Annotated in this window: 14 protein-coding genes and 1 riboswitch; of the genes, 13 read left to right on the forward strand and 1 reads right to left on the reverse strand. The window is 58.9% G+C overall.

Annotation, left to right across the window (positions count from 1 at the left end; translation table 11 throughout):
• Position 1 precedes the first annotated feature (1 nt).
• From FEE96_RS05235 to glpD, 8 genes are all read left to right on the forward strand, one after another.
• Positions 2-1,234, forward strand: coding sequence for an HlyD family secretion protein (locus tag FEE96_RS05235; protein WP_138161958.1), 1,233 nt, complete (start codon positions 2-4; stop codon positions 1,232-1,234).
• Between the two features lie 280 nt (positions 1,235-1,514).
• Positions 1,515-1,781, forward strand: a complete 267-nt coding sequence (locus FEE96_RS05240; RefSeq protein WP_138161959.1) for a (2Fe-2S)-binding protein — start codon at positions 1,515-1,517, stop codon at positions 1,779-1,781.
• A complete protein-coding gene (bfr, locus tag FEE96_RS05245) occupies positions 1,756-2,241 on the forward strand; it encodes a bacterioferritin (RefSeq protein ID WP_138161960.1) in 486 nt (161 codons plus the stop codon). The genes FEE96_RS05240 and bfr overlap by 26 nt, the downstream gene beginning before the upstream one ends.
• Positions 2,213-3,763, forward strand: a complete 1,551-nt coding sequence (locus tag FEE96_RS05250; protein WP_425467295.1) for a di-heme oxidoreductase family protein — start codon at positions 2,213-2,215, stop codon at positions 3,761-3,763. The genes bfr and FEE96_RS05250 overlap by 29 nt, the downstream gene beginning before the upstream one ends.
• 1 nt (position 3,764) lies before the next feature.
• A complete protein-coding gene (locus tag FEE96_RS05255; RefSeq protein ID WP_138161962.1) occupies positions 3,765-4,763 on the forward strand; it encodes an imelysin family protein in 999 nt (332 codons plus the stop codon).
• Between the two features lies 1 nt (position 4,764).
• Positions 4,765-5,856, forward strand: coding sequence for a DUF1513 domain-containing protein (locus FEE96_RS05260; protein ID WP_138161963.1), 1,092 nt, complete (start codon positions 4,765-4,767; stop codon positions 5,854-5,856).
• A gap of 108 nt (positions 5,857-5,964) precedes the next feature.
• Entirely contained in the window at positions 5,965-6,750 is a 786-nt protein-coding gene (locus FEE96_RS05265) for a DeoR/GlpR family DNA-binding transcription regulator (RefSeq protein ID WP_138161964.1), read from the forward strand.
• On the forward strand, positions 6,743-8,320 hold the full coding sequence (gene glpD, locus FEE96_RS05270; protein WP_138161965.1) for a glycerol-3-phosphate dehydrogenase: 1,578 nt from the start codon (positions 6,743-6,745) through the stop codon (positions 8,318-8,320). The genes FEE96_RS05265 and glpD overlap by 8 nt, the downstream gene beginning before the upstream one ends.
• Positions 8,321-8,496: 176 nt before the next feature.
• Here glpD and cobO read toward each other — a convergent pair whose 3' ends face one another.
• Positions 8,497-9,132 carry a cob(I)yrinic acid a,c-diamide adenosyltransferase gene (gene cobO, locus FEE96_RS05275; RefSeq protein ID WP_138161966.1) on the reverse strand — a complete coding sequence of 212 codons (636 nt, stop codon included), beginning with the start codon at positions 9,130-9,132 and terminating at the stop codon, positions 8,497-8,499.
• A 51-nt stretch (positions 9,133-9,183) separates the two neighbouring features.
• Positions 9,184-9,392: riboswitch (cobalamin riboswitch) on the forward strand.
• A gap of 95 nt (positions 9,393-9,487) precedes the next feature.
• Here cobO and FEE96_RS05280 point away from each other — a divergent pair.
• The 5 genes from FEE96_RS05280 to FEE96_RS05300 all read left to right on the forward strand — a co-directional run bounded on the left by FEE96_RS05280 (position 9,488) and on the right by FEE96_RS05300 (position 16,092).
• Positions 9,488-9,862 carry a DUF1636 family protein gene (locus FEE96_RS05280; protein WP_138161967.1) on the forward strand — a complete coding sequence of 125 codons (375 nt, stop codon included), beginning with the start codon at positions 9,488-9,490 and terminating at the stop codon, positions 9,860-9,862.
• Between the two features lie 4 nt (positions 9,863-9,866).
• Positions 9,867-10,901 (forward strand): cobalamin biosynthesis protein CobW, encoded by a 1,035-nt coding sequence (gene cobW, locus FEE96_RS05285; protein WP_138161968.1) that lies wholly within the window; start codon positions 9,867-9,869, stop codon positions 10,899-10,901.
• Positions 10,902-11,058: 157 nt separating this feature from the next.
• Entirely contained in the window at positions 11,059-14,304 is a 3,246-nt protein-coding gene (cobN, locus tag FEE96_RS05290; RefSeq protein ID WP_138161969.1) for a cobaltochelatase subunit CobN, read from the forward strand.
• Positions 14,301-15,461: a precorrin-3B synthase gene (gene cobG, locus FEE96_RS05295; RefSeq protein ID WP_138161970.1), complete on the forward strand. Its 1,161-nt coding sequence runs from the start codon at positions 14,301-14,303 to the stop codon at positions 15,459-15,461. Before cobN ends, cobG begins: the two co-directional genes overlap by 4 nt.
• Before the next feature lies 1 nt (position 15,462).
• Positions 15,463-16,092, forward strand: coding sequence for a precorrin-8X methylmutase (locus tag FEE96_RS05300; protein ID WP_138161971.1), 630 nt, complete (start codon positions 15,463-15,465; stop codon positions 16,090-16,092).
• The last annotated feature ends 1 nt before the right edge of the window (position 16,093 follow it).

The raw sequence follows: 16,093 nt of genomic DNA on the forward strand, positions 1-16,093 counted from the left end.
CATGCTGGAAACCATGATATGTGCGCTAGTCACCATTCTGCCAGACTTTTTGTTTAGGCGTTTTGTTCAAGGAAAGCGGGTCGGCCAGGAAATCACCCTGTTCACTCTGTGGTACGAATTGCGCTGGGGTTTGACCACCTGTGCCATTTTAGCCCTGACGATTATTACCACCCTGTTTTACTTCCACCCTTCGACCACAAGCGTTGCCTCCTATTTCCGCACCGTCACCATTCTGCCCCAAGTCGGCGGTCGGGTTGCTGAAATCTATGTGGTCAACAACCAGAAGATTGTCGCCGGACAACCCATTCTCAGGCTAGAAGACTTCAGTCAACAGGCTCAGGTGCAGGCTGCCAATGCTCAAATTTCCGAAGTTCAGGCCTCGCTCAATGTCGCAAAAACAGATCTGGCCGAAGCTGATGCAGGCATCGCCGGCGCACAGGCCTCTTTGGCACAGTCCGCAGACGATCTTCAGCGCAACCAAATCCTGCGTGACGAGGGATCCAGTGCGGTGCGTTTGACCGAGATTGAACGGCTCGAAAACCTCGTTGCAGAGCGCGAGGCCCAAGTGGCGGCGGCACGGGCTCACCGGGAGGCGGTCGAGTATCAGATCAACGAACTGATCCCGGCCCAGATGAACAGCGCCCTGGCACAGCTCGATGCGGCCCAGGCCGAATTGAACAAAACCATCGTCGAAGCTGGTGTCACTGGCACCATCGAACAATTTGGTCTGCAAGTTGGCGATTATGTTAGCCCCCTGCTGCGGCCAGCTGGTATTATGGTTCCTTCGAATTCAGGGCATTCCAGATTCGAAGCCGGTTTCAATCAGATGGCTGCACAGGTCATCAAACCCGGCATGATCGGTGAACTGGGCTGCATGACAAGCCCATTCACCGTGGTTCCGGTTGTTGTGACAAGTGTGCAGGATGTGATCCCTTCCGGCCAGATCCGACCCAGCGACGAGCTGCGTGACCCGCAAAAGAACGCAACCCCAGGAACTGTCCTAGTCTACCTGGAACCTCTATATGACGGGTTTGCCGAAAAGATCCCGCCAGGCAGCAACTGTCTGGCAAATGTCTACACTGACAACCACAGCAAGCTGCATGCCGAAGGATTGGGTATCTGGAACAAGGCCTTTTTACATGTGGTCGACACAATTGGCGTCGTCCATGCCGCAGGTTTGCGGCTCCGTCTGATCCTGATGCCGGTCAACACATTGGTCCTGACCGGCCACTAACACCTGGTTCAGCCAGATGCACAGATCAAAGGCTATTTCCACATCAGGAAATAGCCTTTTTGCTTGGCATTTCAGAATCCGATGTCAACCAACAACCTGTTGCCCCTGCGAACACTTCATCAGGCGGTGCACCCCATTCTTGTCGCTAACCTCTCTCCCATCGGTCATTCTGACTATTTTGCTCAGAAACTCTTGAAACCCGATAGAAACTGTCAGATAAAATTCACATCGAATCAATCACCGCTGGGCAGCCCACTTTGCCAGTTAGTAGGACCAAGCTATGATCGTCTGCCATTGTACTTGCATCACTGACCACGACATCCACTCTGCCATCACCTGGATGCGCAAGGCGGACCCGCAAACCATCATCACACCCGGTAAGATCTATCACGCATTGGGAAAATCCGCCGACTGCGGCGGTTGCATGCCCCTGTTTGTGGACACCATGCGTGGGAATGATAAACTCACAGTTCCCAGGAACCTGCAAAATTTGCGCAGCGTGGTAACTCAGGAGAATAGCCATGAAGGGCGATCCCAAAGTAATTGAATATCTCAACAAATCCTTGCGACACGAGCTGACGGCCGTCAGTCAGTATTGGCTGCACTATCGCCTGCAGGACGATTGGGGACTTGGCAAAATGGCCAAGAAAAGCCGCGAGGAAAGCATCGAAGAGATGGAGCACGCTGACAAGCTGATTGAACGCATTCTGTTTCTCGAAGGTCACCCAAATCTGCAAAAACTGGATTCCTTGCGAATCGGGCAGACACCTAAGGAAACTCTGGAATGCGATCTGGCTGCGGAACTCTCGGCTCGGGCCCTGTACAAAGAAGCGCGCGAGCATTGCGACACTGTTGGCGACCATGTAACCAAAGCGCTGTTCGATGGGCTGATGGCCGATGAAGAAGGTCATATCGATTTCCTCGAGACCCAACTTGAACTGCATGACCGAATTGGTGCGGAAAACTATGCTCTCCTCAATGCCACGACAATGGACAACGCCGAGTAGATCCCTGCTGGCCGCCGCGACCCTGCTGGCGGCCACGCCCCTGACGGCGATGGATCTGACGAAACTAGATCTAGGCGATCCACATCTTGATCTGATCCCCCGCACCCAAGCTGAACAGTCACGTATCGCTGAGGTTGTGGCTCTGACAGATGATTTCTCTGCCACCGAGCTATATGAAGACAAGCCGGCGGGTGCCGCCACAATACGGTCCCGCACCGATACCGAGGCGTTTTCTCAGCACTCTCCAAACATCAGTTTTGAACAACAGCTGGAATTCAAGCTTGGCAATGGGTTGTTCAAAAAACTCTGGGTGTTCTCCCCAGCTTCGACATTGGCCTCCGATGGTTTAGGGCCGCTGTACAATGCCCGCTCGTGCCAGCGTTGCCATATCAAGGATGGACGCGGACATGTCCCGTTGGATGCGGGTGACAGCGCTGTTTCAATCTTCCTGCGGATATCCATTCCCGCAGATACGCCTGCCCATATGGCTGCTGTCAAAGACTATATCGGCACCGCACCAGATCCCAACTATGGCACTCAACTACAGGATTTCTCGCCTCCTGGCATGGCCCCGGAATATAGTTTTTCGGTGACCTATCAGGAGATCGAGATCGCCCTTTCCGGTGATGAAACCACCAAACTGCGTCAGCCAACCTACCAGGCGCTCAATCTTGGCTACGGCCCGTTGCACGCAGATGCGATGCTGTCCCCACGGGTTGCGCCGCCGATGATCGGTCTTGGATTACTCGAGGCGATCCCGGTGGATGACATCCTGGCCAATGTTGATGAGACTGATGCCAACAACGATGGCATCTCGGGCCGTGCAAATCTGGTTTGGTCAACTGAATACGAGCGAGTGATGCTTGGCCGGTTTGGTTTGAAAGCAGGCCAACCCACCGTGCATCAACAATCCGCTGCCGCCTTTGCAGGCGACATTGGTATTTCAACTCCACTGTTCCCCGACCCTTGGGGAGACTGTACTATAGCACAAGCGGACTGCCGCAATGCCCGCCACGGTGATGGTGATACCCGCGTCACCGAAATCGACCAGCCCAACATGGATCTTGTGACCTTTTACAGCCGCAACCTTGCGGTGCCTGCTCGCCGAAATCTAGGCGATCCACAAGTTTTGCGCGGCAAACAGGTTTTTTATGACACTGGGTGTATTAGTTGCCACACTCCCAAATATGTCACCCATCGCCTGTCTGACCGCCCCGAGCAAAGCTTCCAGCTGATCTGGCCCTACAGCGACCTGTTGCTGCACGACATGGGTGAAGGACTGGCAGATCACCGTCCCGAAGCCCGTGCCACCGGCCGCGAATGGCGCACGCCACCATTGTGGGGGATTGGCCTGACACAACAGGTCTCGGCACAAGCCGGATATTTGCATGATGGCCGTGCGCGCACCCTGCTCGAAGCCGTGTTATGGCATGGCGGCGAGGCCCAAGCAGCGCGCGACACCGTTGTCGAACTGCCCCCCGCTGACCGCGCAGCCCTCATTCGTTTTCTGGAAAGTCTCTGACATGCGTTCACTCACTCTCGCTTTTGTCCTCTCGCTGTCTGCTTTTGCCGTGCAGGCCGATATGGTTGACGACGTATTGGATCAGCAAATCCTGCCATCGATGAGCGCACTTGCCGGCCACTCTCAAACTTTATCGCAAGCTGCGGCTCAGGATTGCAGGTCAAACTCAGCAGAGTTGCAGCAGGCCTACGCTGACGCTTTTGATGCATGGATCACAGTGAGCCACCTGCGATTTGGCCCCACAGAAACCGACAACCGCGCCTTTGCATTGGCGTTCTGGCCTGACAGCCGCGGTAAAATCCCCAAAGCCCTGTCTGCAATGATCCAAAACGAAGATCCTGCTGTTAAAACACCTTCGGATTTTGCGACATCATCAATTGCGGTACATGGCTTTTATGCACTCGAATTTCTACTGTATGATACCGAGCTAAGTACGCTCGGCGAAGAGGCTTATCGCTGCCAATTGGTGCGTGCCATAGCCGATGACATTTCCGACACCTCTCATCTCATTCTCAAAGATTGGCAACAGAACTATGTCGCCCAAATGCGCACGCCCGGTGATCGTTACCAAACCCGTTCTGAGGTCAAACAAGAGCTGTTCAAGGCCTTGAACACCGGCCTGCAAGTCACTTCTGACATGCGCCTGGGTCGCCCATTAGGGACATTTGACCATCCCCGGCCAAACCGGGCTGAAGCGCGCCGTTCAGGCCGCAGTCTTCGCCATGTAGAGTTGTCGCTGCAATCACTTGAAAGCCTAGCAATCGCATTGGCTGGTGATAACCTGGCACTGGCCGCCGACTTGCAGGCAGGTTTTTCCAAAGCCCGTATCAGTGCCGCCCGCTTGGCGGATCCTGTATTTGCCCGGGTCTCTGATCCAAGCAATCGTTTTCGTATCGAAGCACTGCAACAACAAATAAATGATATCCGTAGCATCGCGGACGTAGATCTGGGGCCCGCGCTGGGGGTTACTCCCGGGTTCAATTCGCTGGACGGTGACTAACATGGCCTCTCGCCGCAGTTTCCTGGCCGGACTTCTGGCGACAGGACTGGCACCTCAGGCCAGCTGGGCTGACCTTGGATGCCCAAGCTTTCTGGCTGCGGGTCAGCAAAACGACGGCAGCTTTGTTCTGGCAGGACTGTCATCAAAAGGCGATATCCTGTTCCGTTGCCCGCTTCCTGATCGAGGCCACGCTGCCAGCGCCCATCCAAAACGTCCTGAAATTGTAGCCTTTGCCCGGCGTCCCGGCCGGTTCGCTCAGGTGATCAACTGTCGAAACGGAGCACCTCTCGCACGGCTTGATCCACCTGGTGGGCATCACTTCTACGGGCACGGGTGTTTCAGCTCAGACGGCACCCGCCTGTATACCACTGAAAATGACTACGTGAAATCCCGTGGCGTGGTAGGGATTTGGGATACAACTAGTGGCTACCAACGTATAGGCAGTTTTTCCTCGGGTGGAATTGGCCCCCACGATATATTAATCCGCAAAGACGCGCCGGGATTGGTGATTGCCAATGGCGGCATTCAGACCCACCCCAGCAGCGGCCGCGCTAAATTGAACCTGAAGACGATGCGCCCCAACCTTAGCTACACTGACTTCAATGGTCGTGTGCAAGACCAAGTGGTTTTGCCGCCGGACCTTCATCAGAACTCAATTCGACATCTGGCAATTCATACTGACGGCACCTTAGCCTTTGCCATGCAATGGCAGGGCGAACCGGGTGCTGATGTACCAATCACCGGGCTGCACTTGTCCGGCACCACACCACAACTGCTTGCCGAAGACGATCCAAGGGTCCGTAATCTACAGGGGTATGGCGGCTCCATTGGTTTTAGTGCCGACGGCAAGCAAGCTGCTGTCACCTCTCCGCGTGGTGGGGTGGCGCAAGTCATGGACGCTGTTAGCGGTGAACTGCTGTACGAACACCAGCTGCCGGATGTCTGTGGACTGGCCACAGGTCAGAGCGGCTTTGTTGTTACCACCGGGACAGGACAGGTTGCGGCCCTGAGCGGGCCTGACATCAGCCCACTTTCACAAAACGATATGCGATGGGATAATCATCTCATCCCCCTGACACGAGGTGAACTGTAACAAGCAGTGCCTGCATCTGTAGACACACTCAACAAATCGAAAGCATTACGAAATCAAATAGTGACAATACGAAGGTCATTCGCTAAAACCTCAGCGAAAGGACTTTCCATGGATGCCTCCACTCGCCAAGCCACTATTCTGAACCTGCTGAACACCCAAGACCGGGTCGAGGTTGAAGATCTTGCCAGCCGCTTTGAGGTTTCGCTGCAAACGGTCCGTGCTGACCTGCGTGATCTTAGCGACCGGGGCGCCCTGTCACGGGTACATGGTGGCGCCGTCCGCACGAGCTCCGCTGCCAATCGCGTTTATGCCGACAGACGCAAGCAGAATGCCCAGGGCAAACAGGCAATGGCGGCACTGGTTGCAGAATTGATCCCGGACAACTGCTCGCTGGCCTTGAACATCGGCACGTCTACCGAACAGGTCGCCCGCGCCTTATCAGAGCACAGAGGCCTCACCGTCCTCTCAAACAACATTAATATCATCAATATGATGATGGGGGTGAAAACCAAAAATCTGATCTTAGCTGGCGGCACTGTCAGGCAAAGTGACGGAGCAATTGTCGGCGAAGACGCCGTGGAGTTCATTTCTCGGTATAAAGTGGATTTTGCTATCATCGGCGCATCGGCAATGGACACCGATGGCGCCATTATGGATCATGATGCGCGCGAAGTTTCAGTTGCACGCGCCATTTTGAAGAACGCCCGCACTAAGGTTCTGGTTTGCGATAGCAGCAAATTCGAACGGTCTGCGCCTGTCCGTATCTGCGCAGTTGACGACCTTGATGTTGTGGTGACTGACCAACCCGTCCCCGAAGATTTTGCCAAAGCTGCCAAACTGGCAGGCACTCGCATTCTAACTGTGACACAAAACGAAAGCCGCGAAAATGACTGATCATCCGATCACCGACCTGTTCATCATCGGCGGTGGCATCAACGGCTGTGGCATTGCCCGTGACGCAGCAGGCCGCGGCATGTCCGTCACATTGGCCGAGATGAATGACTTGGCTTCAGCAACGTCCTCGGCTGCAACCAAACTGTTTCACGGCGGCCTACGCTATCTGGAGTACTTCGAATTTCGTCTGGTCCGCGAGGCGCTGATCGAACGCGAGGTCCTGCTCATGGCGATGCCGCATATCTCCTGGCCGATGCGCTTTGTGCTACCCTATCACGCAGACATGCGGTTTGAGAACGACACCCCGACCTCCAAGCTACTGTCCGGCATCATGCCCTGGATGAAGGGCCGCCGCCCAGCCTGGCTGATCCGTCTAGGGCTGTTCATGTATGACACCCTTGGCAAACGCGGCATTCTGCCCGGCACCAGAAAGCTCGACCTGACCAAAGATGAAGCAGGAAAGCCGCTAAATTCCAAGTTCGAAACCGCTTTTGAATACTCCGATTGCTGGGTCGAGGACGCCCGTCTGGTCATGCTCAACGCCCGCGATGCCCAAGATCGTGGTGCCACCATCCTGCCCCGCACCAAGGTTATCGGCACCAAACGCATGGCCGATCATTGGGAGATTACCCTTGAAGACCGCGACAGCGGAGAGGTCCACACCCGCTGTGCCAAGATGTTGGTCAACGCGGGCGGACCTTGGGTGGCGGACCTGCTGCAAAAGCAGCTGAACATCCAAAGCAACGAAACCGTACGGCTGGTCCGGGGCAGCCACATTGTGGTGCCCAAACTCTATGATCACGACCGCTGTTATTTCTTCCAAGGCACTGACGGACGGATCATTTTCGCTATCCCGTATGAGGAAGACTATACACTGCTCGGCACGACTGATGCCGACCACACAGACGTAGACACGCCACCAGAATGCACCGAAGCCGAACAGGACTATCTGGTAAAATTTGCATCTGAGTACTTCAACGCGCCTGTCACGCGCGATCAGATCGTCTGGACCTATTCTGGCGTGCGCCCGCTCTATGATGACGGTGCCAGCTCTGCCACAGCAGCCACCCGCGAATATGTGTTGTCGCTCAATCAAGACGCAGCACCGCTGCTGAACGTTTTTGGCGGCAAAATCACCACCTACCGCAAACTGGCCGAGGCCGCGATGGTCAAGATCAGCTCAGCCCTGCCCAACTTGACATCCAACTGGACCGCAGGCGTGCCCTTGCCCGGTGGCGATTTCGCGGTCGAGGATGTAAAAACCCTTCAGGCCAAACTTGCCACCGACTACCCCTACCTCTCGCCCTATGCCACCCGCCGCCTGATCCGCGCCTATGGCACCGAGGCATGGGAGGTACTGGGAGAGGCCAGCTCAGCCTCCGACCTGGGACAGGATTTTGGTGCCACCATCACCGCCCGCGAGCTGGATTGGGCGATTGCGCGGGAATGGGTCCGCACCGGCGAGGACTACCTGTGGCGCCGCACCAAACTGGGCCTGCGACTAAGCGAAGAAGAGCGTGCCACAGTGAATGGGTATATAACGCAGCAAGCGGCCAAGTTGGCAGCATAACCCCTGCGCGGAACAGGGCCGCAGGCCGCCGCGCGATCGCCTACCCGTCTCGGCGGGTAGGCGATTTGGCTATGCTTCGAATGTCAATTCAATCTCGTACGGAGTTTGCCGAGATAAACTGCCTCAAACCAGCGTGGGATCGCCCACCCACGGGTAGGCAATCGCGCGCCTACGTTCTAAAACTCCACGCCCTTCTGCGCCTTGATCCCAGCGCGGAACGGATGCTTGATCTGCCCCATCTCTGTCACCAGATCGGCAATCTCGATCAGCTCTTCCTTGGCATTACGCCCGGTTAGCACCACATGGGTCATCGGCGGCTTTTCGGTCTCCAGAAACTCGACCACCTCAGCCAGATCCAGATACTCATAGCGCAGCGCGATGTTGATCTCGTCGAGCAACACCATGGTGTTGCGTTCATCCCGGATCATTTCCTTGGCCTTTTCCCAGCCCGCCTGCGCCGCCGCAATATCGCGTGCTTTATCCTGCGTCTCCCAGGTAAAGCCCTCGCCCATCGCATAGAACTGACACAGGTCAGCGAAGTTCTCTTCGATCAATGTCCGCTCACCCGTCTGCCAGCCCCCCTTGATAAACTGTACCACAGCCGACGGCATTTTGTGCGCGATACAGCGCATGATCATACCAAAGCCGGAACTAGATTTTCCCTTGCCCGGACCGGTGTGAATGATGATCAGCCCCTTCTCACCATCCTTGGTCGCCATCATCCGATCACGGGCCGCCTTTTTCTTGGCCATCTTGGCCGCATGGCGAGCCTCATCATCGACGGGCGCTTCTTTTTTCGGGGTGTCACTCACGGCGAGTCTCCTGCTGATTCCAGCTATGACTTGACAAGGACCGGGGGGATGACGCAAGGGGGTTTTGTTGGTTCCTGTTTTACGACAGGCGAAGAGGGAATGTGATGCGCGCAATTGCGCAAGCACAGCCGCCCCCGCGACCGTGACCGGAGAGGTCTCTGATGCCACTGGCCTAGGCCGGGAAGGCAAGAGCACCGCACAAAGGCCCTTGGCCTTTTGACTCCGCAAGCCGGGAGACCTGCCAACATGACGATCAACGGGCGAACGGGGTGTTTCGCAACCGGTTGAGGGCTCCTGCACTATGGGTCCCCCTTCTGGCCTTACCCTTTTTGTCACCACAAGGAGATGGCCCCCTATGGGTGATGTAACACTAACTGTTTGTACAACCTGCCGCCGCGCAGATGTTGATCCCGACGCCACACGTCCGGGATCCATCCTACTGGAGGCACTGAAAGAAACCGGGGTGCCCGAAGGCGTGAACATTCGCGGCGTCGAATGTCTGTCCGCCTGCAAACGCGGCTGTTCCATGGTGCTGAGCGGCGGCGACAAACGCTGGACCTATGTCTACGGTGACCTTGATCCCAACGAACATGTTGACGACATCCTTGCCGGTGCTGCCGCCTATGCCGCAACCGAAGACGGTTTGGTCCCATGGCGCGAGCGCCCCGTCGTCTTCCGCAAACAATCCATCGCCCGCATCCCGCCGGTCGATGCCCCGTCTCAGGAGTAAATACATGAGCGATCTCAACAAGATCCCCGTCACAGTCGTCACCGGATTTCTGGGCGCGGGCAAGACCACACTGATCCGCCACCTGATGCAGAACCCACAGGGCAAGCGTTTGGGCGTTCTGGTCAACGAATTTGGCACCGCTGGCGTAGATGGCGACATTCTGAAATCCTGCGCCGATGAAAACTGCCCGGAAAACAACATTGTCGAGCTTGCCAATGGCTGCATCTGCTGCACCGTGGCCGATGATTTCATTCCGACAATCGAGGCGCTGATGGCCCTGCCCCAGCCGCCCGAGCATATCCTGATCGAAACATCAGGTCTGGCGCTGCCCAAGCCGCTGCTGAAGGCCTTTGAATGGCCTGCCATCCGCTCGCGCATCACCGTTGACGGCGTGATTGCCCTCGCCGATGCCGAAGCCGTCGCCAAAGGCCAGTTCGCCCCTGATCTGGACGCGGTTCAAGCCCAGCGCGATGCGGACGACAGCCTGGACCACGAAACACCGCTGTCCGAGGTGTTCGAAGATCAGATTTCCTGCGCCGACATCATTCTGCTGTCCAAGGCTGATCTGGCAGGCGAAGACGGTCTTGCTACTGCCCGCGCCGTGATCGAGAAGGAAAGCCCGCGCAAGCTGCCGATCCTACCAATGACCGAAGGTGTGATTGATCCCCGCGTTGTGTTGGGCCTGAACGCGGCGGCTGAGGATGATCTAGACGCCCGCCCCAGCCACCACGATGGCCACCACGATCACGAGCATGACGATTTTGAGAGCATTGTGGTCGAAATGGGCGAAGTAACCGATCCACAGGCGCTGCAAGATGCCATCGTAAAACTTGCCCGCGAGCGTAATATCCTGCGCGTCAAAGGCTATGTCGCGGTCGAAGGAAAACCAATGCGGATGCTGGTACAGGCTGTGGGCGAACGCCTGCGCGCGCAATATGACAGACCCTGGGGCAGCGACACCCGCCGCACCCAGCTGGTTGTGATTGCCGAGCACGACAACATCGACACTGCCGCCATCCACGCCTCACTGGGGGCCTAAACTCTGGCCCGGCACCGCCGGGCCGCGCCTGACCTTCCCGTCAAACCGTAGGTTTGCCTACGACAAAACGGGAAGGCGCTTTGCACCTCCCCAAGGTCAGGCACTCCCCTTTGTGGCCCTTGTCACTCATAACAAATAATGGAAACACCTTAATCTCATGCACGTCGTCTTCCGCGAAAGCCACGGTCTCGAAGAAAGTGAGACCCCACAGGATCTGGGCCAAACCTCGGCTGATCTGGTGGTGCTGTCCTTCTCCGACAGTGACCTTGGCGCCTTTGCGGCAGGCTGGCACCGCGCTGACGGCACCCTGCCCTCGCTGCGCCTGGCCAATCTGGTGGCCCTGAAACACCCGCTATCGGTCGATGTCTATGCTGAGCAAACGCTAGAGGGCGTCAAGGGCATCCTCGTCCGCCTGATCGGCGGTGAAAGCTACTGGTCCTATGGCCTCGCCACCCTACAAGACCTCGCCCGCCGCAATGGCATTGCACTGGCCATCCTCCCAGCCGATGGCCGCGAAGACCCGCGTCTGGATGAGCTCTCAACCCTCCCAGTTTCAACCCTGCGCCGCCTGCAATCCCTGTGCGACGCTGGCGGAGCCGTCGCCGCCCAGGCCGCCCTCGCGCAACTCTCCCTAGCCGCCGGTCTCTATGCCAGCCCGGTCCTAGGTCTGAAATCAACGCCCGAGCATGGCTTCTATGACCCGGACCAAGGCGTGCTGTCATCGCTCCCCGAAGATAACAAACCTCTGTTTTTGGTCAGCTTCTACCGCTCTTACCTAACAGCTGCCGACACCGCCCCAGTCGACGCCCTGATTGCTGAACTGCGCAGCCGAGGTCATGCCGCCTACGGTCTCTTCGCCGCCAGCCTCAAGGCCCCAGCCACAGCCAAATGGCTACGCGAAGCCCTGCCACGTCTGGCCCCATCCGCCATCATCAACGCCACAGCCTTCTCAGCAATCGGCAGCGACGGCAAGGCCTCTCCGCTCAACACCACCGGCTGCCCGGTCTATCAGGTCGCCCTGTCCACCGCCCGCCGTAAGGACTGGGACAGCGCCACCCGCGGCCTCTCCCCGGCTGATCTGGCTATGCATGTGGTCCTGCCCGAGGTTGATGGCCGCGTGTTTGGCGGCGTCGTCAGTTTCAAATCACCGGGCCGCAAAGATCCCGACCTGCAGTACTCCCGCTTTGCCCACCAAGCTGACACCAAGCGCATCACGGCTGTGGTCAACCGGGTCATGGGCTGGCACCAGCTGTCGACCAAAGCAAACGCAGAAAAACAACTCGCGCTGATCCTGTCCACCTACCCCGGCAAAGACTATCAACTGGCCCATGCGGTGGGGTTGGATGCCTTGGCCTCGGCCGAGAACATCCTGAGTTCTCTGTCAGAGACAGGCTATACCGTAGAACTCCCCGGCGATCTCGCCCCGCGCCTAATGTCCGAAACCCTGAGCTTCCCGCTCACCGACTATCAGTCCGCCGTCTCTCGCCTACCGCAATCGCTACAAGATGACCTGGCCCAAGCCTGGGGCGACCCGCAGTCAGACCCCGATTTCGCCGACGAAGCCTTCCACTTCCGCGCTCTGCAATCGGGCAACGCCCTAATCGCCCTGCAACCCGAACGCGGCGATGTCGCCACCCGCATCGACGACTATCATGATGTCGAACGCACGCCCCGTCATGCCTATGTCGCCTTTTACCTCTGGCTACAGACACAGATGGACGCCGTCGTCCACATCGGTGCCCATGGCACACTGGAATGGCTCCCCGGCAAGTCCGTCGCGCTCTCCGCCGCCTGCTGGCCCGAAGCGCTGACCGGTACTCTGCCCGTCATCTATCCTTTCATTGTCAACGACCCCGGCGAGGCCGCCCAGGCCAAGCGTCGCATCGGGGCAGTCACCCTTGGCCACTTACCGCCGCCACTGGCCCAGACCTCCCTGCCACAAGGCATGGGACGACTAGAAAGCCTGCTCGACGAATACTCCACCGCCGAAGGTCTGGACCCCGCCCGCCGCGATCGCCTGATTGATGACATCCGGTCAGAGGCGCAGGCCACCGGAGTCGAGGCCGATCTGGGCCTAAACGACGACAGTTCAGCCGCCGAAGCGCTAACCCGCATCGACTCCTTTGTCTGCGACATCAAGGAAAGCCAGTACGGCGAGGGCCTGCATATCTTTGGCACTGGCGACTGTGGCGAGGCCGAAAAAACCGGTCTGCTGTCGGCTCTCAACGGCCAGCTTGTGGCCCCCGGCCCCTCCGGCTCTCCGTATCGTGGCCGCACCGACGTGCTGCCCACCGGGCGCAACCTCTTTACCACCGACCCACGCGCGGTGCCCTCGCGGGCGGCGCAGGCCCAAGGGGTCAAGCTGGCGGAAGAGCTGCTGCGCCGCCACCTTCAGGACCACGGCGACTGGCCGCGCGGGCTGGTGATTGACCTCTGGGGCTCGGCCACCATGCGCACCGCAGGTGAGGAATTTTCCATGGCACTGCATCTCGCAGGCCTTGCCCCCAAATGGGACGACAACTCCGAGCGCGTTTCGGGGTTCGAAGTGATCCCGCTGGCCCTGCTTGGCCGCCCCCGCATTGATGTGACCCTGCGCGTTTCCGGCCTGTTCCGCGATGTCTTCCCCGGTCTGGCCCAGATGTTCGAATCCGCCGCCGCAACTCTTGCAACCCGTGAAGAAACCGCCAGCGACAACCCCTACCTAGCCCAAACCCCCCGTGTGTTTGGCCCCAAACCGGGGCAGTATGGCCTCAACATGGGCGCACATCTGGAAACCTACACCGACACGGCCCGCGAGGCCGCAGGCGAGGCCTGGCTCAACGCCTCCTCCCACGCCATCGACGCCAAGGGTGATATCATCCCCGCCCGCGAAGCGCTGGAAACCCGCCTTCAAACCGCTGACAGCTTTGTCCATCTGCAGGATCTGCCCGAAACTGATCTGCTGATTGCCTCGGATTATGCCGCCCACGAAGCAGGCTTTGCCGCCGCCATGGCCCGCGTCGGCCAACCCACGCCAGCGCTCTATCACATGGACGCCACCCGCCCTGACCAACCCAAGGCCCGCTCGCTGGGCGAAGAAATCGCCCGCGTCACCCGCGCCCGCGCGGCCAACCCTGACTGGGCCACATCGATGATGGAACACGGCTTTCGCGGTGGCGCCGAGATTGCCGCCACCCTCGACCACATGGCCGCCTTTGCCCATCTGGCCCAGGTGGTGCAACCGCATCTGTTCGATCTGTATTTTGAGGCCACCCTGGGCCGCGAGGATCTGGTCGATTTCATGGAAGCCGAAAACCCTCAGGCCTTGCAAGCCATGCGCGACCGCTTCCGCGCCCTGTCTGACGCAGGCCTCTGGATCACCCGCCGCAATTCTATCATGGCCGAGCTAGAGGGCGCGGCATGAGTGAAGTTGCTCCCAAAGTCTATGGCTGGTGCCCCGGCGCCCTGCGTCCAATGATGTCCGGCGACGGGCTGGTGGTGCGCATCCGCGCGCCTCTCGGACGGCTCAGCTCGGATCAGGCACAGGCCGTTGCAGATCTATCCCAAAGCTATGGCAATGGTCTGCTCGATGTTTCCGCCCGCGCCAACCTGCAAATGCGCGGTGTCTCTGAGAGAGATCACCCCGCCCTGATCGCCGCCCTGCAAGACTTGGGGTTGGTTGACACAGATGCAGCAGCCGAGGTCCGCCGCAACGTACTGGTCACACCATTCTGGAGCCAAGGCGATAAAACCCACGCCCTCGCCCAACAACTCAGCGACGCCCTCGTCACTGCCACTGACCTCAACCTCCCCGGCAAATTCGGCTTTGCCGTGGACACCGGCCCCGCCCCAGTGCTGCGCAACACTGCCGCCGACATCCGCATCGAGCGCACCGCAGACAGCCTGGTCCTGCTCGCAGATGGGGCTAAGTCCGGCCTGCCCGTGACCACCGAGACCGCAGTCGAAGAGGCTCTAAACCTCGCCCGCTGGTTCCTCGACCAAGGCGGCGCGCCCGACGGGCGTGGCAGAATGAAACCGCTCATCGCGCGCCGCACGCCACCCTCCGCGCATGTGGCGAACCTTAGCTCCCCCGCAGAACGCCCAACTCTGGGCCAAACCGCCACTGGCCAACTCGTTGGGCTGGAATTCGGCCAGATCCCCGCCACCAGCTTTGCTGACCTGGCCACCCGCGGCGCACTCCGCCTCACCCCATGGCGCGCACTGCTGGTCGAAGATGCGTCCAACCTCGCGCCCCTGCCCGGCCTGATCCTTGACGCAACAGATCCCCGCCTGCGGGTGAGTGTTTGCACCGGTGCGCCCGGCTGCAGGCAGGCGCTCTCGTCCACCCGGCAATTGGCCCGCGATCTTGCTCCTCATGTCCCAGCCCAGTCCACCCTGCACCTGTCCGGTTGCGCCAAAGGCTGCGCCCATCCAGCGTCCGCCCCGCTCACTTTGACCGCCACCGCCGCCGACACATTCAACCTGATCCGCAATGGCAAAGCCTCGGATCATCCCGCCCAAACACATCTGAGTGCCGCTCAACTGCGCGCCTCACCCGATATTCTGACAAAAGGCAGCTAACATGCTCCACACCTATGAAACCAACGGCGCCGCCATCTACGCCGAAAGCTTTGCCACCATCCGGGGTGAGGCCGACTTGTCCCGCTTCAGCAAAGATGAGGAAAGCGTCGCCGTCCGCATGATCCACGCCGCTGGCATGGTCGGGCTGGAACAGCAGATCCGTTTCTCCCCTGATATGGCTGAAACCGCCCGCGCCGCACTGGCCGCCGGTGCCCCAATCCTGTGCGACGCTTATATGGTCTCCGAGGGCATCACCCGTCCGCGCCTGCCCGCCGATAACGAGGTGATCTGTACCCTGCGCGACCCCCGGGTACCGGATATGGCCAAAGAAATGAGCAACACACGGTCTGCTGCCGCGCTGGAACTGTGGCGTCCCAAACTGGACGGCGCCGTTGTCGCCATCGGCAATGCCCCCACCGCGCTGTTTCACTTGCTGAACATGCTGCAAGACCCATCCTGCCCCCGCCCCGCCGCCATCATCGGCTGCCCGGTTGGCTTTGTCGGCGCGATGGAATCCAAGGACGCGCTGATGCAGGACTTGCCAGTGCCCTCGATGATCATAAAAGGTCGCCTGGGCGGATCTGCCATCACCGTCGCCGCCGTCAACGCGCTTGCCAGCTGGAAAGAGTGAC

It is taken from the genome of Parasedimentitalea maritima (assembly GCF_005771405.1).
Lineage (GTDB): Bacteria > Pseudomonadota > Alphaproteobacteria > Rhodobacterales > Rhodobacteraceae > Parasedimentitalea > Parasedimentitalea maritima.

What these genes read in the sequence shown, in the direction of transcription:
- glpD (WP_138161965.1), top strand. Translation starts at nt 6,743, where the DNA reads ATGACTGATCATCCGATCACCGACCTGTTCATCATCGGCGGTGGCATC.
- cobW (WP_138161968.1), top strand. Translation starts at nt 9,867, where the DNA reads ATGAGCGATCTCAACAAGATCCCCGTCACAGTCGTCACCGGATTTCTG.
- FEE96_RS05240 (WP_138161959.1), top strand. Translation starts at nt 1,515, where the DNA reads ATGATCGTCTGCCATTGTACTTGCATCACTGACCACGACATCCACTCT.
- cobG (WP_138161970.1), top strand. Translation starts at nt 14,301, where the DNA reads ATGAGTGAAGTTGCTCCCAAAGTCTATGGCTGGTGCCCCGGCGCCCTG.
- cobN (WP_138161969.1), top strand. Translation starts at nt 11,059, where the DNA reads ATGCACGTCGTCTTCCGCGAAAGCCACGGTCTCGAAGAAAGTGAGACC.
- FEE96_RS05300 (WP_138161971.1), top strand. Translation starts at nt 15,463, where the DNA reads ATGCTCCACACCTATGAAACCAACGGCGCCGCCATCTACGCCGAAAGC.
- FEE96_RS05265 (WP_138161964.1), top strand. Translation starts at nt 5,965, where the DNA reads ATGGATGCCTCCACTCGCCAAGCCACTATTCTGAACCTGCTGAACACC.
- FEE96_RS05235 (WP_138161958.1), top strand. Translation starts at nt 2, where the DNA reads ATGCTGGAAACCATGATATGTGCGCTAGTCACCATTCTGCCAGACTTT.
- FEE96_RS05260 (WP_138161963.1), top strand. Translation starts at nt 4,765, where the DNA reads ATGGCCTCTCGCCGCAGTTTCCTGGCCGGACTTCTGGCGACAGGACTG.
- FEE96_RS05280 (WP_138161967.1), top strand. Translation starts at nt 9,488, where the DNA reads ATGGGTGATGTAACACTAACTGTTTGTACAACCTGCCGCCGCGCAGAT.
- FEE96_RS05255 (WP_138161962.1), top strand. Translation starts at nt 3,765, where the DNA reads ATGCGTTCACTCACTCTCGCTTTTGTCCTCTCGCTGTCTGCTTTTGCC.
- FEE96_RS05250 (WP_425467295.1), top strand. Translation starts at nt 2,213, where the DNA reads ATGCCACGACAATGGACAACGCCGAGTAGATCCCTGCTGGCCGCCGCG.
- bfr (WP_138161960.1), top strand. Translation starts at nt 1,756, where the DNA reads ATGAAGGGCGATCCCAAAGTAATTGAATATCTCAACAAATCCTTGCGA.